The organism is Streptomyces sp. DSM 41931 (assembly GCF_050271085.1).
GTDB classification, from domain to species: Bacteria; Actinomycetota; Actinomycetes; order Streptomycetales; family Streptomycetaceae; genus Streptomyces; species Streptomyces albogriseolus.
Genome location: NZ_CP189903.1, coordinates 64,999 through 85,113, shown reverse-complemented (window position 1 = coordinate 85,113; position 20,115 = coordinate 64,999). Strand labels below are relative to the sequence as shown.

General features: G+C 76.5%; 9 protein-coding genes. All 9 read right to left on the bottom strand.

Features of this window, described 5'->3' with window-relative positions:
- Positions 1-29: 29 nt before the first annotated feature.
- The 9 genes from ACP7TJ_RS32365 to ACP7TJ_RS32325 are packed head-to-tail and all read right to left on the bottom strand — an operon-like array spanning position 30 to position 20,106.
- Positions 30-869: a 4'-phosphopantetheinyl transferase family protein gene (locus tag ACP7TJ_RS32365; protein ID WP_093769486.1), complete on the bottom strand. Its 840-nt coding sequence runs from the start codon at positions 867-869 to the stop codon at positions 30-32.
- Positions 866-1,756 (bottom strand): ACP S-malonyltransferase, encoded by an 891-nt coding sequence (fabD, locus tag ACP7TJ_RS32360; protein WP_093769488.1) that lies wholly within the window; start codon positions 1,754-1,756, stop codon positions 866-868. Before fabD ends, ACP7TJ_RS32365 begins: the two co-directional genes overlap by 4 nt.
- A 15-nt stretch (positions 1,757-1,771) precedes the next feature.
- Complete coding sequence (locus ACP7TJ_RS32355; protein ID WP_427767641.1) at positions 1,772-9,520, bottom strand: amino acid adenylation domain-containing protein; 7,749 nt, start codon at positions 9,518-9,520, stop codon at positions 1,772-1,774.
- 21 nt (positions 9,521-9,541) lie between these two features.
- A complete protein-coding gene (locus ACP7TJ_RS32350) occupies positions 9,542-15,673 on the bottom strand; it encodes an SDR family NAD(P)-dependent oxidoreductase (protein ID WP_427767638.1) in 6,132 nt (2,043 codons plus the stop codon).
- A 48-nt stretch (positions 15,674-15,721) separates the two neighbouring features.
- Complete coding sequence (locus ACP7TJ_RS32345; RefSeq protein WP_093769492.1) at positions 15,722-16,489, bottom strand: polyketide synthase; 768 nt, start codon at positions 16,487-16,489, stop codon at positions 15,722-15,724.
- On the bottom strand, positions 16,486-17,259 hold the full coding sequence (locus ACP7TJ_RS32340) for an enoyl-CoA hydratase/isomerase family protein (RefSeq protein ID WP_367560643.1): 774 nt from the start codon (positions 17,257-17,259) through the stop codon (positions 16,486-16,488). Before ACP7TJ_RS32340 ends, ACP7TJ_RS32345 begins: the two co-directional genes overlap by 4 nt.
- The gene (locus ACP7TJ_RS32335; protein WP_093769496.1) at positions 17,256-18,509 is read right to left on the bottom strand and encodes a hydroxymethylglutaryl-CoA synthase family protein; all 1,254 of its coding nucleotides are present in this window, start codon (positions 18,507-18,509) and stop codon (positions 17,256-17,258) included. The genes ACP7TJ_RS32340 and ACP7TJ_RS32335 overlap by 4 nt, the downstream gene beginning before the upstream one ends.
- A gap of 26 nt (positions 18,510-18,535) precedes the next feature.
- Positions 18,536-19,834 (bottom strand): beta-ketoacyl synthase N-terminal-like domain-containing protein, encoded by a 1,299-nt coding sequence (locus ACP7TJ_RS32330; RefSeq protein WP_427767633.1) that lies wholly within the window; start codon positions 19,832-19,834, stop codon positions 18,536-18,538.
- Positions 19,831-20,106 (bottom strand): phosphopantetheine-binding protein, encoded by a 276-nt coding sequence (locus ACP7TJ_RS32325; protein WP_093769500.1) that lies wholly within the window; start codon positions 20,104-20,106, stop codon positions 19,831-19,833. The genes ACP7TJ_RS32330 and ACP7TJ_RS32325 overlap by 4 nt, the downstream gene beginning before the upstream one ends.
- Positions 20,107-20,115: the final 9 nt, after the last annotated feature.

The following is a 20,115-nucleotide window of genomic DNA, read 5'->3' as shown; positions in this document are numbered from 1 at the left end:
TCGTCTCCTCGGGTCCGGGGTCGGTCGGATCAGCCGGCCAGGCCCGCCGGGGCCGGGGGGCTCCGGTGCGGCACGGGCAGCGGCAGCTCGCGGGGGGTGGACCGGCCCCAGGGGAACCCGTCGTGGACGAACAGCCGCCGTGCGGGACCGGAGTTCTCCGCGCCGCGTTCCACGGCCAGCGACACCAGCACCTCGGGCCGGGGCTGGAGTTCGACGAAGGTCCAGCGGTCGGCGGTGTCGTCGTCGGGCGGCCGGAAGCGCAGCACACCGCGGTCGTCGGCGAGTTCGAAGGCGAAGGAGTCGAAGGGCAGCCCGAGTCCCAGCCCGCGCGCCTTCGCGTACGCCTCCTTCAGCGTCCACAGCCGCAGCGTGGCCCGGTCCCGCTGACGGCCGGGCGGCAGCTCGGCGAGGCGTGCGCGCTCCTCGGGCGAGTAGCTCTGGACGATCCACTCCAGGCCGCGTTCGGCGGCCCGGTCGGTGCGCTCGACGTCGACGCCGACGCGGCGGCCGTGGCCCACGGCGACGACGTTGTGTCCGTGCGCGTGCGACAGGTTGAAGTCCGGTACGGGCCGGCCCGGTCCTTCGCCGAAGGCGGACCGGAGGAAGGGACGGCCGCGCGAGGAGCGCCAGATCGCCGCCTCGGCCTCCGGCACCCCGGTGACCAGGCTGAGCACCCGGCGCACCAGCACATGGGCGACGAGGTACTGACGCCGGTCGCGCGGGAACATGAAGCGCCGGGCCACGTCGTGTTCGTGCTCGTCCAGCCAGTGCGCGGCGAGCGTCTCCGCCAGGGGCTCCTCCAGCGCCTCGTTGGGGCAGAACCACAGGTGCACGCTGCCCGGGTCCGGCCCGGCCGCGAACCCGCTCACCGGGGGCCCGCCGCGCCGACCGCCGCCCCGCGCTCGCGCCGGATCTGCCGCAGCATGCCGGTCAGCACGGTGCCGGTGCCTATCTCGGTGAACTCCGGCTCGGGCCCGTACTCCTCGTCGAGGATCGACTCCATGGTCCGGCACCAGCGCACCGGCTGGTGGATCTGCTGGAGCAGCAGGTCGCCGATCCGCTCCTGTTCGTAGGGTCGGGCGGTGGCGTTGGCGACGACCGGAACGGTGAGCGGGGCGAAGCGGGTGGCCGCGACGACCGGGTAGAGCCGCTCGGCCGCGGGAGCCATGTACCGGGAGTGGAAGGGGCCGCTGACGGCGAGGCGGCGCACCGCGCGGGCCCCCGCGTCCTCCAGGATCGGCCCCGCCTCCTCCAGGTCCTCCACCGGCCCGGCCAGCACGATCTGGCCGGGCGTGTTGAGGTTGGCGAGGTCGAGCGAGCCGAATCCGGCGCGCAGCAGCAGGAAGCGCAGCTGGGTCTCGGGCAGGCCGATCACCGCGCTCATTCCGCCGCCGCCGGTGCCCGCCATGGCCTCGGCGCGGGCGGCGACCAGCCGCAGTCCGTCGGTGAAGCCGAACGCGCCGGCGGCCTGGAGGGCGTTGTACTCGCCGAGGCTGTGGCCGACGGCGAGGTCGGGCCGCTCCCCGGTGTCCTCCAGGTGGGCGCGCAACGCGAGGGCGTTGACGGCGAACATGGCGGGCTGGGTGTAGCGGGTGTCGCCGAGCCTGCCGCCGGGGTCCTCCAGGCACAGGGTGCGCAGGCTGTAGCCGAGCACGTCACTGGCCTGCTCCTCCAGTGCGGGGAAGCGGTCGAACAGCTCCCGGCCCATGCCGACGCGCTGGGCGCCCTGGCCGGGGAACATGAAGATCCGGGTCATGGTGATCACTGCCTGTCAGACGGTGGCGGGCGGGTGGGCGGGGTAGGCGGCCTCGGCGAGCGCGCCCAGATCGGCGGCGGTGAAGAGGTCCTCCAGGGACGGCTCCCGGCCGCCGTCGGCGGCGATCCGCGCGGCGATCCGCAGCAACTGGCGGCTGGTAGCCCCGAGTTCGAACAGGTCCTGGCCAGGGGTGAGCCGCTCGGCGGGCACACCGGTCTCAGCGGCGACGATCCGCGCCAGCCGCTCGAACCCGCCGGCCGCGAGGTCCCGGCCCGCTCCGGCGCCGCCGGCGGGGCGGCCGCCGGGCTCCGGGGCGTCCTCCCGCGGCGCGGGGCCGGCTCCGGGCTCCGGGGCGGCGTCCTCGGCCGGGCCGAGACCCCACATCCTGCCCAGCCGTGCCGAGAGCCCGTCGTCCCGGCCCCCCGCGCCCGTCGTCGGCAGCGGGAAGGAGACCTGGTTCAGCGGTGTGGCCGGGAGAGCGGCCCGGGGCGCGTCGACGGAGGGCCAGACCACCCGCTCGCCCGCCAGCCACCGTCCGACGGGCGCCGGCTCGTCCGCCGGGGCGGAGCCCGCCGGTTCGGCGATGCCCGCCCCCTCCCGACGGACCCGCCGCGCCAGCGCGCGCAGCCCGTCCGGCGCGGTCGCACGGCCGGCCACCAGGACGGCGCGGGCGGGGCGGTCCGTACGGCCTTCGCGCAGGGTGCGGGCCACCGACGCCACGGTGAGGCCGGGGTCGCGCTCCCAGGCGTCGGCCAGGCGATCGGCGAGGAGGGCCAGGTTCGCCGGGGTGTCGGCCGACAGCGGCAGGGCGCGCGCCGTGCCGTCGTCGTCCCGCGGGGCCCCGGCGGGCGGCTCCTCGACGACGAGACTGCCGTACGAGCCGCCGCCGGCGAAGCCGTTGACCAGGACGCGCCGGGGGCGGCCCGGCGCGGTGCGCCAGCGGTCCGTCCGCCGTCCCGCCAGGGCCACCGGCCCCGAGGTCCGGGCCACGGCGGGGTTCACGGCCCCGGTCAGGACCGTCGGATACACCTCGGTGCGGCGGAACTGCGTGATGACCTTGCCCAGCTGGGCGAAGACCGAGGCAGCCTCCAGGTGCCCGGTGTTCGGCTTGACGGTGCCCACCGGCACCGTCTCCCCCGCCCCGGCGTCGGCGGCGAACAGCCGGCTGAGGGCGGAGAACTCCAGGGCGTCGGCGAGCGCGGCGCCGGCCGCGGCGGCCTCCACGTAGCCGATGTCGGCGGGCGCGAGGCGGGCGTCGGCGAGGGCGGAGCGCATCGTCTCCTCCTGCCGCTGCGGGTCGGGCACGCCGTACTGCCGTGTCGTGCCGGAGTGCTGGAGCGCCCCGCCGCGCAGGACGGCGTGCACCGGGTCGCCGTCGGCGAGTGCCCGCTCCAGCGGTTTGAGCAGGACGGCGCCGACGCCTTCGCCGACCAGCCAGCCGCTCGCCCGGTCGGTGAAGGCGCAGGAGTCGGGGTCCTCCGCGACCAGCCCCATCTCGGACAGGACGTCGAGGTGGTCGGGGTGCAGCACGAGGTTGGCCCCCGCGGCCAGGGCGGCCGTGCAGCGGCCGTCGGCGACGGCCCGGTAGGCGGCCTCGACGGCGGCGAGCCCGGACACGCACCCGGTGTCGAGGAGCACGCTGGGGCCGGTCAGCCCGAACGTGTGCGAGGTGCGGTGGGCGAGCCCGCCACGGGTGGCGTGCGTGCCCTCGTCCGGGCGTCCGGCGGCCCGGGCGGTGACCCCGTGGAGCGCGTGGTCGTGCCACATGGACCCGACGAACACCCCGACCGGCCCCTGTTCGGCCAGCCGTGCCGGGACGACGGCGGCGTCCTCGAAGCAGCGGCGGGCCACGGACAGCAGCAGCCGTTCCTGCGGGTCGACGGCCGGGCCCTCGTCCGGATCGATGCCGAACTCCTCGGCCTCGGCGGCCAGGACGTCCTCGAGGTAGCCGCCGACGGCGGCCCCGGCGCGCCGGGCGCGTGAGGCCAGCGGCGCCCAGCGCTGCTCGGGCACGGGTCCGGTCGCGGTGCCGCCGTCGGCCAGCAGCGCGTCGAGCTCGTCCAGGGTGCGTGCGCCGGGCAGCTCGGCGGCGAACCCGACGACGGCGACCGCCGCGCCTTCGTCCTCGGTGGGAGCGGCGTGCGGGGCGTGCGGGGCTGCCGAGGCGTCGGCCCGCAGCGCCTCCCGCCGGGCCCGGACGTCCGCGGTGAGCGCGCCGCCCCACAGCGACAGCAGCAGCTCCTGGTCGTCGTCGGCCCCGAAGTCGGCGCGGACGGCGTCGAAGTCCATCTCGCCGACCGCGCACATCCCGAGTCCCCACCCGGGCGCGCCGGTGAGCAGCAGCTGGGCGATGTGGCCGGCTTCGACGGTGGAGAACCGGGCGGCGTTGCGCTCGCCGTAGGCCGGTGCGATGGCCGCCGGGGTGGAGAGCAGGAAGATGCCGAAGGCGGAGCCCTCCACGAGGGCACGGTTGTGGAAGACGTGCAGGTCGGTGCCGTACCGGGCGTCGGGCGCGAGGGCGATCAGGGCCCGCTCGGCGGGATGCAGGTAGTACAGGCCGGGGTCGGCGCCGGCCACGGCGCCGGGCGCCAGGTACACATAGACCTGGACCGGGTAGAAGCCCCCGCCGGAGGGGTAGCGCCGCTTGGCCCGCCCGTCGAGGTCGCCCCAGGTGACGGTGGCGAGCAGAGCGAGCAGGTCGGCCGCGGGCACCGGCCCGTCGGCGAAGTCCCGGAAGGACGACGCGTCGAACAGGGCCAGCGTCTCGGCGGGGCCGGGTGCGGGCACGGACAGCCGGGGCAGCGAGGCGGGCAGCCGCCGTTCGGCGATCCGCGCCTCCTTGAAGGCGGCCTTGGCCTCGGGGTCGAGGGCGATGCGCACGTCCGTCCCCGCGGCGGCCGCCGGCGCGGTCCCCTCCGGATCCGTCACGGCGGGCGCGAGACCGTCCGCGACGGCGCGTGCCGTGGGCGTCCGGATCAGCACGTCGACGGGGACCGTCCGGCCGGTCGCCGACTCGATCTCCTGGGCGATGCGGATCATGCTGAACGAGGTCGCGCCCAGGTCGAACAGGTCGGCGTCCGGGTCGACGGCGGGAAGGTTCAGCACGGCGGCGGCCGTCCGGGCCACGTCCTCGGCGGTGAGCCCGGCCGGGGCCGCGTCCGCGGCCGCGGGGTCCGGAGCGGTCCCGGGGGCGGCCGGCAGGGCGGCGGCGGTCAGCGCGGCGAGCGTCGGCCCGCTGATCAGCGCGTCGACCGGCAGCGAGGTCCCGGTGATCCGTTCGATCTCCTGGGCGATGCGGATCATGCTGAACGAGGTCGCGCCCAGGTCGAACAGGTCGGCGTCCGGGTCGATCCCGTCGGCGTCGCCCACCCCGAGCACCTCGGCGACGGCCGTGCGGATGCGGGCGGCCCGGCCGTCGTCCGCCGGGCCCGCACCGGGGGCGGCGTCCGCCCCCGTCACGGCTGCGGGCCCGTCCGAGCCTCCCGGCAGTGTGCGCGGACCCGGTTCCGGGGCCGCGTCGAGGAGCCGGCCGGCGGCCTCGCGGTCCAGCTTGCCGTTGGCCGTCAGCGGCAGCCGGTCCACGAAGCGGAAGCGGCTCGGAACCAGGTACGGCGGCAGCACCTCGGCCAGGGCCCGGCGCAGTTCCCCGACGCCCGGCGCCCGGCCGGGCGTGCCGGACACACAGACCGCGGCCAGCACCTGCTCGCCCGACGCCTCCTCGCGCACCGGAAGGACCCGTGCCTCGGCGACGGCGGGCAGCCCGGTGAGCGCGGCCTCGATCTCCTCGGGTTCGATGCGCAGTCCGCGCAGTTTGAACTGCCCGTCGATGCGCCCGAGGTAGCGGAGCTCGCCGTCGTCGCCGAGCAGGCCGAGGTCGCCCGTGCGGTACAGCCGCGGGGAGGGGTCCCGTTCCGGGAACGGCGACGGGACGAACCGTTCGGCGGTCAGCTCGGGGCGGCGGTGGTAGCCGAGGGCCACCTGCCTGCCGCCGATGAGGATCTCGCCGGGGGCGCCCGGCGGCACCGGCCGCAGCCGCTCGTCGACGAGGTGGACGCGGGTGTGGGCGACGGGCCGGCCGATCGGCACCGTCGGCTCGTCCCAGTCGGGGCGGCACGCCCAGTGCGTGACGTCGACGGCGGCCTCGGTCGGCCCGTAGAGGTTGTGCAGTTCGGGCGCGTCCGCGCCGGTGCCGTACACCTCGTAGAACTGCCGCATGGTCGCGACGGGCAGGGCCTCGCCGCTGGCGAAGACGTACCGCAGCGCTCCGCAGGCGGCGGCGCGCGGGTGGCGCAGGAACATGCCGAGGACGGACGGCACGAAGTGGGTGACCGTGACCGACTCCTCGCGCAGCAGGCGCGCCAGATAGGCGGGGTCGGTGTGGCCGCCCGGCCGGGCCACGACGATCGAGGCGCCGGCCACGATCGGCCAGAAGAACTCCCACACCGAGACGTCGAACCCGTACGGCGTCTTCTGCGCGACCCGGTCGGCCGGGCCGAGAGGGAAGCGTTCCTGCATCCACAGCAGGCGGTTCGCCACGCCCTGCTGGGTGTTGCGGCAGCCCTTGGGCTGCCCGGTCGTGCCGGAGGTGTAGATGGTGTACGCGGGGTCGTCGGGGCCGAGGGTCACGGCGGGCGGGGTCTCGGGGTGTTCCGCGAGCGCGCGCCGGTCGTCCTCCCGGCCGGGGCACACCACGACCGCGCCCGTCCCCTCGGGCACGGCGGCCAGGGCCTCGTCGGCGACGACGACCCGGGCGCCGCAGTCCCGGAGGAGGTGGCGTACCCGCTCGGGCGGGTTCGCGGGGTCGACCGGCACGTACACGGCGCCGGCGCGCACGATCGCGACGAGCGCGGCGACCAGGTCGTCGGAGCGGTCCATGTGCACGGCGACGTGGTCCCCCAGCCGTACCCCGAGCGCGTGCAGGTGGCGGGCGAGCCGGGCGGTGCGCCCGGCGAGTTCGCGGTAGGTCACGGTGCGTCCGCCGAACCGTACGGCGACCCGTTCGTCGCGTCCGGTGAGCCCGGCCTCGACCAGCTCCACCAGGGTCACCGGGGCACGGGGGTCCACGGGTGCGACGGCGGGGGCCGGAGCGGCGTCCGCGGTTCCGGCGTCCTCGGGGTCGACGTGGCCGTCGGCGAGGACGGCCGCGTCGAGCACCGCGCCCGGCACGGGCGCCGGCTCCTCCCCGTCCAGGAAGCTGCGCACCCGGCGCGCGTAGCGGTCGAACATCGCCTCGAGGCGGGCCGGGTCGAGCGCGCCGTCGGCCGCGTCCCACTGGCCGATCAGGTCGTCGCCGGTCAGCAGCGGCACATGGTCCAGGGCGACCTGCGCGGTCTGCGACTGGCTGGTGCGCAGGCGCACACCCCGCGGGTGCAGCGCCGGGTCGATCTCGGGAACGCGCGTGAACACCACGGGCAGCCGCAGCGCCCCGCCGGAGCGGAAGACCCGGGTGCGCAGTTCGCCGAGTCCCGGGCAGCGTTCGTGGCGGTCGAGGTCGGCCTCGACCCGGGACCACAGTGCGCGGGCGCGGTCGGCGAAGGACGCCGGCAGGGTGTCGTCGACGACGACCCAGGCGAGCCGGGTGAAGTCGGCGACCATGCCGGCGGCGCCCGGCAGCGTGCCGGGCCGGTCCCAGGACACGACCGTCACGGTGAACGGACCGCGGTGGCCGAACTCGGCGCGCAGTTCGTCGGTGTAGGCGGTGAGCAGCACGAGGTCGGCGGGAACGCCGAGCGCGGCGGCACGCTCGGTCAGCCGCCGCCAGGAGCCGAGCGGGGCCGCACGGTGCCTGCGCGCCGCGCCGGCGGCCGGTTCGGGAAGGCCGGGACCCGGGGGCAGCGAGGCGAACTTGCGCCGCCATGCGGCGCGGGCCCGCGTGTGCTCCTCGGTGCCGTCGGCCCGTCGCGCGGCGAGGGCGCGCAGATGGGGCACGGGGTCGGCGGGCCCGGTGAGCACCGAGTCGTCGCCGTCGTGCAGGGCGAAGAGCTGGCCGAACAGCAGGGCGAAGCTGCGGGCGTCGGCGAGGAGGGCGTCGAGCACGACGTGCAGCACGGCGGTGCCGTCGGGCAGGGTGCTCGCCTCGAGCGCGTACATCGGGCGGCTGCCGAGCGGGAAGGTGCCCGCGCGCAGCCGCCCGGCGACCGCGGCGAGTTCCGCCTCGGTGTCGGGTACCGCGGTCAGGTCATGACGGGCGATGCGGTACGCGGGGGTGTCCGCCCGCGCGGCGACGGTGAGGGTGCCGTCCTCGTGCACGGCGGCCCGCAGCATCGGGTGGTGCGCCACGAGCCGGTTCCAGCACCGCTCCAGGCGGTCGAGGTCGTGCCGCTCCAGCAGGAACTCCTGGTAGACGCGGGTCTCGGCGGTGCCGCCGAGTCCGCCCATGCGGCCGACGAGGTAGGCGGACTGCACCTCGGTGAGGGGCACGGGCCCGGGCGGACCGAGGGGGCGGTCGAGGGCGTCGGCGCCGTCCCGCGCGAGCTGCTCCAGCGACTCCCGCAGCGCTGCGAAGGCCGCCTCGGTGCGGGCGGTGTCCAGCGCGGTCGGCGCGTAGTCCCAGGACAGCAGGAGCGCGCCGGCCCGCTCCTGGACACAGGCCTCCAGCTGGACGCCCGAGGTGAGGGTGGCCGAGGCGGACAGGTCGACGTGGGCGGCCCAGTTCGCCGGGTCGCCGGCGGCGTCGAGCGCGGTGAGGCTGCCGAGGAGACTGGTGAAGACGACGGGCACGGTGCGTCCCCGCTGTCCGCCGGCGGCCCTGGCGTGCTCGCGCAGGGCGCGCACCCCGCTGACCGCCGCGTGCTCCAGGTCCTGCCACAGCCGGGTGCGCACCCGGTCGAGGCGGGCGCGCAGAGTGTCGCCGGGCGGCGGTGCGACGAACACCGACGTGGAGAGGAACGGCCCGGCCAGGCGGGCCACGTCGGGATGCACCGGACGCCGGTTGTACGTCGTGAGGACCACCGGCAGGGGGTCGCGGCCGGAACCCTGCACGGCGGCGGTGCACAGGGCGAGGAGCAGCGCGGTCGGGGTGGCCCGGGCCTGCCTGGCCACCGCCTGCACCCGCTCCCAGCGCTCCGGTTCCAGGCTCAGCGTCAGCCGCCGGTGCGCGGGGGCGTCCGGAACGGCGCCTCCGGCGTCCGCGGCCGGCGGCAGCGGGCGCTCCAGGTCGACGCCGGCCAGTTGCTCCCTCCAGTAGGCCAGGGACTCGGCGGGCACCTCGGTGACGGCCGTGGCCTCGGCGTACTCCCGGAACGTGATGCCGGGCGGACGGGGGGCCGTGCCGTGCGCGTAGGCGGCGTACCACTGCTGGAGCAGCAGCGACACGCTGGGTCCGTCGGCGATCAGCTCGTCCACGGTGAACAGCACCCGGGCCCGCCCGCCGGGGAGTTGCGCCACGCGCACGGCGAACAGGGGCCAGCGGTGCGGGTCGAAGCCGCTCAACGCCTCGTGGCGCAACCGGGCGAGCGCGGCCTCGGCCTCGTCCGGTGCGGCGTCCGTGAGGTCGGCGCGCCGTACGGCGTAGTGCGGCACGTCCCGCAGGACCGCCTGACGGCCGTCGGGCAGCAGGCGGGCGCGCAGCATGTCGGTGACGGCGACGACCTCGTTCCAGGCGGCCTCGGCCCGGTCGGTGTCCAGTCCGTCGGCGTCGAACTCGAGGTGGATCTGCGTTCCCGCGCCGGTACCTCCCCCGAGCGTGCGGCCGACGTAGAACGATTCCTGTACTTCGGTGAGCGCGAACGGCTCGTACCGGGCGGCGGGGTCGGTCTGCGGCATGACTGGGTTCTCCGGTTCCCTCTACAGGGCGGGCAGAGCGGACAGGTGGGCGACGAGTTCGTCGACGGTGGACTCGCTGAGCTGCTGCAGCGGCAGGGTCTCGCCGAAGCGCTCGGTGATCTCGAACCGGAGGTTCATCGCGCCGATGGAGTCCACGCCCAGCTCGACGAGGGTGCGGCCGGTGTCGACCGCGCCGCCGGCGCCGGGTCCGGCGGCCAGTTCGCCGATGAACTCCACCAGCCGGCGCACCCGTTCGTCCCCCGGGGTGGCCGCCTGCCCGGGCGCCGCCGGCTCGACGACGGGCGCGGGGGACGGCGCGGGTCCGGGGGCGGTCACGGGCTCCGGTGTCCGGGCCGCGGGGGCGGCGGCCGGTGCGGCGGCGCCGCCGGCCTCGTCGTGCTCCGGGAGCCAGTGACGGGTGCGCAGGAACGGGGTGGCCGGCAGCGGCACCACCGCTGCCGTGCCGGTGTCCGGGGCGTGGCGGTCCACCCGCCATCCGGTCACCCACAGGTCGGCCAGCTGCTCCAGGCGGCCCGCGCGCCACAGGGTGTCCAGGAGGTCGTCGGTCTCGGGCGCCTGTTCCCGCCCGGCCTCGACCGTGCCCGCGCGCAGGCCGCTCGCGGTGGAGCCGCCGGCGAAGCGGGCGAGCACGGCGGCGAGTTCGTCCGTCCCCGCGACCACGGCGGCGAGCCGTGCGGGGCCCGTGGCCCGCCCGGTGCGCAGGGTGCGGGCCACGGCGGGGAGCGGGGCGTCCCGGCCCGGCCCGGTGAGCCACTCGGCCAGGCGCCCCGCGAACGCGGTGAGGTGACCGGGGGTGGGCGCGGACAACAGGACGAGCTGCCGTCCGTCCGTCCGGCCGGCCGGTTCCGCGGCGCCGGACCCGCCGGGACGGTACTCCTCCAGGATGACGTGGGCGTTGACCCCGCCCGCGCCGAAGGAGCTGACGCCCGCCCGCCGGGGCAGTTCGCGTCCGGCGGCGTCGCGCAGCCGGGGCCAGGGCGCGGCCTCGTGCTGCAGCCGGAACCGGGATCCGGCCAGGTCGAGTCCGGGGTTGCGGGGTTCCGCGTGCAGGGTCGGCGCGAGGGTGCCGTGCCGCAGTTGCAGCAGGACCTTGGTGACGGCCGCGACGCCCGCGGCCGACTCCCCGTGTCCGATCGCGGACTTCACCGACCCGAGCGAGCACGGGACACCGGCGGCGGCCCCCTGGCCGTAGGTCTCGTTCAGGGCGGCGACCTCCACGGGGTCGCCCAGTTCCGTGCCGGTGCCGTGTGCCTCGACGACGGTGACGGTGGCCGGGTCCACGCCGCCGCGGCGCAGCGCCTGCCGCAGCACACGGGCCTGCGCGCGGGGGCTGGGGGCGGTGAATCCGTTGGTGCGGCCGCCGTGGGCGACGGCGGTTGCGCGGATGAGGGCGTGCACGGTGTCACCGTCCGCGAGGGCCCTCGAGAACCGCTTGACCACCAGTGCCCCCGCGCCTTCGCCCGGCCCGAACCCGGCGCCGCCGGCGCCGAAGCTCCGGCACCTGCCGTCCTCGGCGAGGAAGCCGGAGCGGCGCAGCATCCGGAACCGGGACGGGTGCAGGTACAGGTTGACGCCGCCGGCCAGTGCGGCGGCGCACTCGCCGCGGCGCAGCGACTCCACGGCCAGGTGCAGCGCGACCAGGGAGGACGAGCAGGCGGTGTCGACGGGCTGGCTGGGGCCGCGCAGGTCGAGCAGGTACGACAGGCGGTTGGGCCCGGACCAGTGGTGGCCGGACGGCATGTCCCGCTGCCCGGCCGCCCAGCGCTCCGCGCCGAGCAGCGGGTAGTCGGCGGAGGTGATCCCGGCGAACACCCCGACACTGCGGGCCTCGCCGTCGGCCGCGGTGAGCGCGTCGAGCCGGGAACCGGTCAGCCCGGCGTCCTCCAGCGCCTCCCAGGCGACCTCGAGGAAGAGCCGCTCCTGCGGGTCGACGTAGGCGGCCTCGTGGGCGGACAGGCCGAAGAACGCGGGGTCGAAGGCGTCCACGCGGTCCAGGAAGTGGCCCTTGGCGACGACGCCGCCGCTGTCGCCCCACCGGTCGGCGGGCAGGTCGCCGACGGTGTCCTTGCCGACCAGCAGGTTGTCCCAGAAGGCGTCGAGACCGTCGGCGCCCGGGTAACGCCCGCTGACGCCGACGACGGCGAACACGTCGTCGCCCGGGTCCGGGTCCGCGGGCCCGGCCGGTACGGGCCGGACGGGCGGGACGCCGCGCCCGACAGCGGCGAACACGTCGACGTCCCGGTCTGCGTCCCCGGGCGCGAACGGTCCGGCCGGTGCTCCTGCCGGTGCAGACGGGACGGGCTGGACGGGCCGTGCGCCGCGCCCGACGACGGCGAACACGTCGTCGCCCGGGTCCGCGCCCCCGGCCGCGGACGGTCCGGCGGGTGCTGCTGCCGGTGCGGACGGTGCCGGCCGGGCGGGTCGTGCGTCGTGCTCCGTCGACGTGGCGGCGGGGGCGTCAGGGGCCGGCCGGGACGGCGTCAGACGGCGCAGGTGGGCGGCGAGTTCGGCGAGGTCGCGCAGGCCGTAGAGCATCTCGGGACCGATGGGCGCGATCCGGGTGCTCAGTCTCGCGGCGAGGGTGCGGATCATCACCGAGTCCAGTCCCAGGGCCTCCAGCGACGTGCCGGGTCCCACGGCGGACGGGTCGTGCCCGAGGGTCTCGGCGACCGTGCGGCAGACCAGGCCGAGCAGCCCTCCGTCGCCGTCCGCGGGGGCGACCGCAGCGGTGGCCGCTCCGGTGACCGCCTCCGGGTCCCGCGCGGGCAGCAGGCCGAGTCCCTCCAGGTGCTGCCGCCAGGCGTCGGCCCGTCCGTGGAAGACCGAGACGACGTCGGGGCCGCCGGGGCCCAGCAGCCGCCACAGCGCGGCGAGGCCGGGCCCGGCGGGCAGGGGGACCATGCCCACGCGCTCCTCGACGACCTGACGGACCGGCTCGGGGATGGTCATGCCCGGCACGTCCCACAACGGCCACTGCACCGACAGGGTGCGCCCGTGCCGCTCCCCCGCCGCCGCGCGGGCGGCGCGGTGCACGGCGAACCCGTCGAGCACCCCGTTGGCGTAGGCGTAGTCGGCCTGGCCCATGTTGCCGGTGACGGCGGCGACCGAGGAGAAGAGCACGAAGGCGTCGAGCGGGAGCGCGGCGGTGGCCTCGTCCAGGGCGGCGGCCCCGGTGATCTTGGGGGCGAGGACGCCGGCCATGCCGTCCGCGGTCTTGCGCAGCAGGTAGGCGTCCTCGACGGTCCCGGCCGCGTGGAAGACGCCGTGCAGGGCGCCCTCGTGGCCGAGGACGTCGGCGACGAGGGCGTCGGCCCCGCCCGGCGCCGCCACGTCGGCGCGGACGTAGCGCAGACGGCCGGAGCCGTCCGCCGGGGGGCGCGAGGCGGGGTCGAGGTCCTCGGCCGGGGTGCGGCCGCAGGCGACGACGCGGACACCGGGGTGCCGCAGCAGGTCCCGGACCAGGGCGAGGCCGATGCCGCCCATGCCTCCGGTGACCAGGTAGACCCCGTCCGGGCGTGGCGTGAACCCGGGGGCGGGCAGCCCGGCGGGGCGCAGCACCCGGCGGGTGCGCCGGGGGCCGCGCAGATCGGCGAGATGCCCGGACTCCGCTTCGGGCGCGGCCAGCTCCGCTCGGAGGTGCGGCGCCGCGGCCGGACCGTCGTCGCCGACGAGCAGGGCCCGGCCGGTCAGCCGCGGGTTCTCCTGGCGCAGGGTCTGGACCAGGGCGCGGGCGGCGTCGGCCCGGCGCGGGTCGGCGGTGACGGCGATCAGGGTGAGCGGCTGGGTGCGGTGGGCGGCGAGGACCTTCCGCGCGGCGTCGAGGGCGGCGACGTCGTCCCCGGTCAGCCGGAGCACCAGGGCGGCGGCGGCCGGCTGCGGTGCGGAAGCCGCCCGGTCCGGCGGGGCGCCGCCGAGCGCGGCGGCGAGGTCGCCGTGCGCGTCGTGCACGTACAGCGCGGCGCCGGGGCCGGCGTCGCGTCGCGGCAGCGGGCACTCCTCCCAGCCGGGCGTGTACAGCACCAGGCCGTCGAGCCCGTCGTGTCCGGGCCGGGGAGCGGCGCCGGCCGGCTCCTCGACGGCGCCTGCGACGCTCCCGGCGGCGCCTTCGGCGTTCCCGGCGGTGTCCCCGTCGTTCGCGGCGGTGTCCGCCGCCGGGACGACGTGGTGCCGGTCGGGGACGAAGGCGTACCCCGGGGCGGGAACGCGACGGTGACGCGCGGGCGGGCAGACCCGGGACCAGTCGACGGGGCGGCCCGCCGTGTAGCGTCCGGCCACCTCGCGCAGCGCGTCCGGGTCTCCCGCGGCGGCCCGGTCCTGGACGGTGTCGGGACCGGCGGCGTCCCGGCCGCCCGCCGGGACGGGACCGTCCGCGGTGACGGTGCGCTCGTCGGGCGTCCCGGACGCCAGGGCGTCCAGGGAGGCGAGGAGTCCGGCACGGCCGGCCGCCAGGACCGCCGCCCGGTGGCGGTGGTGGTCGCGGGCGCAGGCGAGGGTGTGGGCGAGGTCGGCCAGGGCCGTCCCCGCGCCGGCGGGCGAGCGCAGCCAGCGGGCGAGTTCGGCGGCCCGGCCGGTGACGGACTCGGGCCGGTGTCCGGACAGCGGGACGAGCACCGGCGCCGCCGCGTCCGGCGTCGGGGAGGACGGGCGCGGCGGCGCCTCCTCCACGACGACGTAGGCGTTGGTGCCGCTGAATCCGAAGGAGCTGACCGAGGCGCGGCGGGGCCGTCCTCCCGTGGCGGGCAGCCGGACGGCCTCGGTGGCCACGGTGAACGGGCCCTCGCCGAAAGGGATCCGGGGGTTGGGCTCGGTGCAGTGCAGCGAGGGCGGCACCTGGCCGGTGCGCACCACCCCGACGGCCTTGAGCAGCCCCGCCAGCCCGGCGGCGGCCGAGGTGTGGCCGACGTTGCCCTTGACCGAGCCGATGGGGACGCTGCCGGCGGGCCGGGCGGCCGGGGCGAAGGCCTCGTTGAGCGCGGTGACCTCGATGGGGTCGCCGAGCGGGGTGCCGGTGCCGTGGCACTCGACGTAGTCGATGCCGGACGCGTCGAGGCCGAAGCGGTCCAGGGTGGCGGTGACGAGCCGGGCCTGGGAGGCGGCGCTGGGGGCGGTGATGCCGTTGGTGCGGCCGTCCTGGCCGATCCCGGAGGCGCGCACCACCGCGTGCACCGGGTCCCCGTCGGCCAGGGCCTTCTTCAGCGGCTTGAGGACGACGACGGCGCAGCCCTCGCCGGGGACGATGCCGTCGGCGGCGGCGTCGAAGGGGCGGCAGCGGCCGGTCGGGGAGAGCATGCCGGCGCGGCTCATGAACACGTGCGGCAGCTCGGTGAGGTACAGGGTGACGCCGCCGACGAGCATCATGTCGGCCTCGCCGAGCCACAGGGCCTGGCAGGCCTGGTGCAGGGCGACCAGCGAGGACGAGCATGCCGTGTCGACGGTGACGGCGGGGCCCTTGAGGTCGAGGTGGTAGGCGATGCGCGCGGCGAGCAGGGAGTTGGAGTTGCCCTGCATCACCTGCGCGAGCCGGGCGTGCTCGCTCTCCCGCTCGATGAGGTCCTGGTAGTCGTTCATCATGACGCCCGCGTGGACACCGCAGCGCGTTCCGGCGAGGTCCGCGGTGCGCTGCCCGGCGTGCTCCAGCGCGCGCCAGGCCTCCTGGAGGAACAGCCGGGCCTGCGGGTCCGTCAGTTCGGCCTCGCGCGGGGGCATCCGGAAGAACTCGGCGTCGAAGCGGTCGGCCCCTTCCACGAAGGCGCCCCACTTGCTGACCGACTTCCCCTCGGCGCCGGGGTCGGGGTCGTAGTGCTCGGCGATCCGCCACCGGTCGGCGGGGACCTCCGTCACGAGGTCGTCGCCGTCCAGCAGCCGCTGCCAGAAGGCGTCGGCGTCCGCCGCTCCGGGGAAACGGGCGCTGTACCCGACGACGGCCACGGGCTCGGGCACGTCCCGCCGGGGTGCGGCCGCCCGCAGCAGCTCCGCGGCACGCTCCGGCGACACCGTGTCCGCCGGGCCCGTCGCGGGGGCCGCGGCCGGGGTCTCGCGGCTCCCGGAGGCGGCGGCCCGGAGCAGGGCGGCGGCGGACGCGGCGTCCAGGGTGCCGGTCTTCACGCGGGTCAGGATCTCTTTGGCGTCCATGGCTTCCATCGGTCCTCGTGCGGGCGGGCGGCGGGCTGCGTCAGGAGGTCAGGCCACGGGGTCGCCGTAGCCGGCGACGATGCGCTCCAGGACCTCGGGGAGACGGAACGAGGTGCGGTGCAGGGCCGCTTCGCGGGCCACCGCCGCTCCTGTGTCGGCGAGCAGCGGCGCCGCCAGCTCCCGCTTGAGCAGTTCCAGCGAGGCCCGGGGAGCGCCGCTGACGGAGCGGGCCAGTTCCCGCGCGGCGGCGGGCACGTCGGTGTGGCGCACGACCCGGACCGGAGCGCCCCGCTCCCGCAGTTCGGCGCCCCGGTAGTTGCGGGCCGAGAAGAGCATCTCGGTGCCGAGTTCGCGGCCGAAGCGCGTCGGGAACAGATGCGTGGCGCCCATCCCGGGCGTGAACCCGTACCGCATGAAGTTGGCGGCGTACAGGGAGCGTTCGCTGAAGACCGCGAAGTCCGCGTACAGCGCGAGCACCAGGCCGCCGCCGATGGCGTGCCCCTGCACGGAGGCGATCACCGGGAGGGGGCAGCGGGCGAACACCCGGAAGAAGTCGTCGGTGTCGAAACTGCCGTTGCCCTGGGCGAAGTTGATCAGCTCTCGTTGGGTCCCGCCGGCGCAGAACAGCTCCGGGCGCCCTTCGACGAGGACGGCCCGGGTGCGCGGGTCGGCGACGGCCGACTCCACGGAGTCGACCAGGCCCGAGGTCAGACCGGAGGAGAAGGTGTTGCGTCCGCCGGGGTCGTCCATGGTGACGACGGCCACGGCTCCCTCCCAGGAGAGGCGGACGACGGACTCGGCGACGGGTGCGGTCATACGGCACGCTCCGGGGTGGGGATCCGGTCCAGCAGCGGCTGGACCGCGGGGTCGGTGAGACGGTCGAGGAAGACCCGGCCGGCGTCCTGTCCCAGACGGGCGTCGCGCGGGTAGAGCCGGGACCGGTACGTCTTGAGCGCGCCGGCCGTGGACCGGTCGACCCGGCTGAGGGCCACCAGGGTGCGGCGCAGCGCCTGTGCCGGTTCGCCGGCGTGCAGGTCGGCGAGTCCCGCGGCGACCGCCGCAGGGGCGTCGAGGTCCTCGGCGAGCAGGGTGGCCGTGAAGGCCCGCTGCTCGCCGGTTCTGCGGGCGACGAAGGGCAGCGCCATGGCGGGGACCAGACCGACGAGCGCCTCGGTCAGGCGGAACCGGGCGCCGGGTCCGGCGAGCACCAGGTCGCAGGCGGCGGCCAGTCCGACGCCGCCGGCGGTGGCCCGGCCCTCGACGAGCGCGACGGTGACGACGGGGGTGCGCGTGAGCCGGTCGAGCAGTGTCCAGTACGGCAGTTCGGCCTCCGGGCCGGCCGCCGGTCCGGCCGCCGGTTCTGGGACCGGGGCGGTCAGATCGGTGCCCGCGCAGAAGTGCTCGCCGCGGGCGGACAGCACCAGGACGCGGCAGCCGGGGTCGGCCTCGGCCGTGTCGACGGCGGCGTGCAGGGCGTCCAGCAGTTCCGGTGTGACGGCGTTGCGCCGCCCGGGCGCGTCCAGCAGGGCGTGCAGCACCCCCCGCGAGCGGCTCAGCGCCACGGGGGCGGCCGGGGCGCCGGTCATCGCGCGGCGCCCTGGCCGAGCCACACGTACTCGCGGTGGTAGTCGCGCACGGCCTCGAGGACCAGGCGGCGTCCGCCGGTGAAGCGCTCCTTGGTGATCTGCGGGAACCGGTCGAGGTCGAAGGTGAAGTCCCGTGCGCCGAACTTGAGCTCGGCGGTGGCGGCGAGGAGTTCGTCGTACTCCTGCATGCTCAGCCGGTAGCGCGCGTCCAGCGCCTCACGGATGCCCATGGCGCGCACGGCGCGCTGGGAGTCGGGGGTGACGACGACGCTGTAGAACTCCGAGGCGCAGCCGGACCCGTAGGAGAAGACGCCGACGCGCCGCTCCCGGTCGACGACCGCGTTGTCGAGGGTGGAGGCGAGGGCGAGGAAGACGGTGCCGGCGTAGATGTTGCCCACCTGCTGCGGGTACTGGACGGCGGCGCCGAGACGGGCGGTGAAGTCGTCCTCGACGGCCTGCGGCGAGATCCCGCGGCGCAGTTTGCGCAGCGCGGCGCGATGGGCGCCCTTGACCATGCCGGGGAACGGGGTGTGCATGGCGAGCAGGTCGAAGGTGTCGACGAAGTCGGCGCCCTCCACCTTGCGCGCGTAGTCCGCGAAGGCGCCCTTGAGGCAGTCGATGTACGTCAGCAGGGACAGGTCGGTGTCGCCGGCCTCCCGCTCGGGGTCGGGGCGGCAGGTGTCCATCACCTCGTAGCTGTGGAAGCCGTTGGCCCCGTGGTCGAAGGCGGCGACCACGGGCCGGTCGGAGACCAGCATGGCCATCGCGCCCGCGCCCTGGCTGGGCTCGACATAGGTGTGCGGCACGGGCCGGGCCACGTCGCTGCTGATCACCAGCGCCTTGGTGCCCTCGAAGGGGCTGGCGGCGACGACGGCCGCGGCCGTCTGCAGGGCGGCGGTGCCGCTGTAGCAGGCCTGTTTGGTCTCGAACAGGCGGCAGCTGCGCGGCAGTCCGAGGTGGTCGTGGACGTAGGTGGCCAGCGACTTGCCGAAGTCGACGCCCGACTCGGTGCCGACGATCAGCAGTTCGATGGAGGAGCGCTCCTCCTCGGTGAGGGCGTCCACGATCGGCTTGGCCGCGTTCACGGCGAAGGACACCGCGTCCTCGCAGTGCAGCGCGACGCTCTTGCGCGCCATCATCAGGTTGCCGATCCGGCTGTCGTCGAGACCGCGTGCCGCGAACAGCGTGGGGACGTCGACATAGGTCTCGCCGCAGTACGCGTTGATGGCTTCGATGCCGACCTGCTTCATGGTCTTCTCCGTTAACTACAGGGCGCCTACGGGGCGGGAGCCGAGGGGGAGGCGGGACGGTCGTCGCGCGGCAGGCGCAGGACGACGGAGGCGTTGATGCCGCCGAAGGCGAAGCTGTTGCTCAGCGCCGTGCGCAGCGGCAGCGGTTCGCTCGTGCGTCCCGCCAGCGGCAGGTCGGCGCACGGGTGGTCCAGATGGGGGTTGGGGTGCACGGCGCCGGCCCGCAGCTGGGCGACGACGGCGACGGCCTCCACCAGACCGGCCGCGGACAGGCAGTGGCCGGTGAGGGGCTTGGTGGAGTTGACGCGGAGGGTGTCACGGCCGCCGAACACCTTGTGCAGGGAGGCCGCCTCGGTCTCGTCGCCGAGGACGGAGCCGGTGCCGTGCGCGTTGACGTAGTCGACGTCCTCCGGGGCGAGGCCGGCCGCGTCGAGCGCGGCGCGCATCGCCGCCGCCTGGCCCTCGGCGTCCGGCTCGGTGCCGCGCCGGGCGTCCAGCCGCTGGCCGCATCCGGCGAGCTCGGCGAGGACCGGTGCGCCACGCTCCCGGGCGGAGTCCGGCCGCTCCAGCACCACGGCGGCGGCGCCCTCGCCGGGTACGAAGCCCTGCCGGTCGCGGTCGAAGGGGCGGCACATACGGGCGGGCCGGTCCCGGAACCGCTCATGGGCCAGTGCCCCGGCACGGCGGAACGCCTCGGCCTCCACCGGGGACAGCTCGGCCGCCGGGGCGACGACGAGGACCCGGTCGGCCCAGCCGGCCGCGACGGTGCGGGCCGCCTGGACCAGGGCGAGGGCGCCCGCCGCCGACGCCCCGCCGACGAGCCAGCCCTCCCCGCGGATGCCGGTCAGCTCGCTCACGGTGCCGATGACGTCGGCGTCGAGGTGGGTGAGCGCGTAGGAGGCGCGCAGCCGGCCCGGGGCACGGTGGTGGCCCAGGACGGTCTCGGCCTGGTGCGCGAGGGCGAGGTTGCCGCCGGCGACGAGCAGGGCGGTGCCGTCGGCGAGCTGGTCGTCCGTCAGGCCGGCGTCCCGTACGGCACGGAGGGCCACGCAGGCGGCGGTGCGCGCGGGCAGCGCGGCCCGGCCCGCGGTCCTGCGCAGCCGCGCCGCGGTGTCCGGGGCGTCGGCGAGATGCCGGCCGGCCCAGCCGCCGAGGGTGAACCCGTCGAGCGCGGCGACGGGCAGGGTGTCCGGTGCGCCGTCCGGGAGCGTCACCGCGCTGCGGCCGTCGAGCAGGGCGGCGGTGAAACCGTCCAGGTCGTCGGCGAGCGGGCTGAGGACGGCGGCGGCGGTCACGGCCACGGCGCCGGGAACCGGCGGGGTCATGCGCGGGCGCTGAGGGACCGGCGGAACACGCCGACGAGAGACCGCAGGTCGCCCGCGCCGGTCAGTTCGCTGTTGGGCACCTTGACGCCGAGTTCCTCCTGGGCGGCGATGACGACGTCCATGCGGTCGATGGAGTTGGCTCCCAGGTCGCGCATGCTGTGGTCGGGCGTGATCTCCACGTCGGCGGCCTCGGGGAGCACGTCGACGATCTGGGCGCGCAGGACGGCGAAGATCTCTTCGTCGGTCACGGTGAGTTCCTCATTCCTCGTCATTCCTGGTCA

Coding starts and splice junctions, on each gene's coding strand:
- fabD (WP_093769488.1), bottom strand. CDS start 1,756: ATGACCCGGATCTTCATGTTCCCCGGCCAGGGCGCCCAGCGCGTCGGC.
- ACP7TJ_RS32340 (WP_367560643.1), bottom strand. CDS start 17,259: ATGACCGGCGCCCCGGCCGCCCCCGTGGCGCTGAGCCGCTCGCGGGGG.
- ACP7TJ_RS32335 (WP_093769496.1), bottom strand. CDS start 18,509: ATGAAGCAGGTCGGCATCGAAGCCATCAACGCGTACTGCGGCGAGACC.
- ACP7TJ_RS32330 (WP_427767633.1), bottom strand. CDS start 19,834: ATGACCCCGCCGGTTCCCGGCGCCGTGGCCGTGACCGCCGCCGCCGTC.
- ACP7TJ_RS32325 (WP_093769500.1), bottom strand. CDS start 20,106: ATGACGAGGAATGAGGAACTCACCGTGACCGACGAAGAGATCTTCGCC.
- ACP7TJ_RS32345 (WP_093769492.1), bottom strand. CDS start 16,489: ATGACCGCACCCGTCGCCGAGTCCGTCGTCCGCCTCTCCTGGGAGGGA.
- ACP7TJ_RS32355 (WP_427767641.1), bottom strand. CDS start 9,520: ATGCCGCAGACCGACCCCGCCGCCCGGTACGAGCCGTTCGCGCTCACC.
- ACP7TJ_RS32350 (WP_427767638.1), bottom strand. CDS start 15,673: ATGGACGCCAAAGAGATCCTGACCCGCGTGAAGACCGGCACCCTGGAC.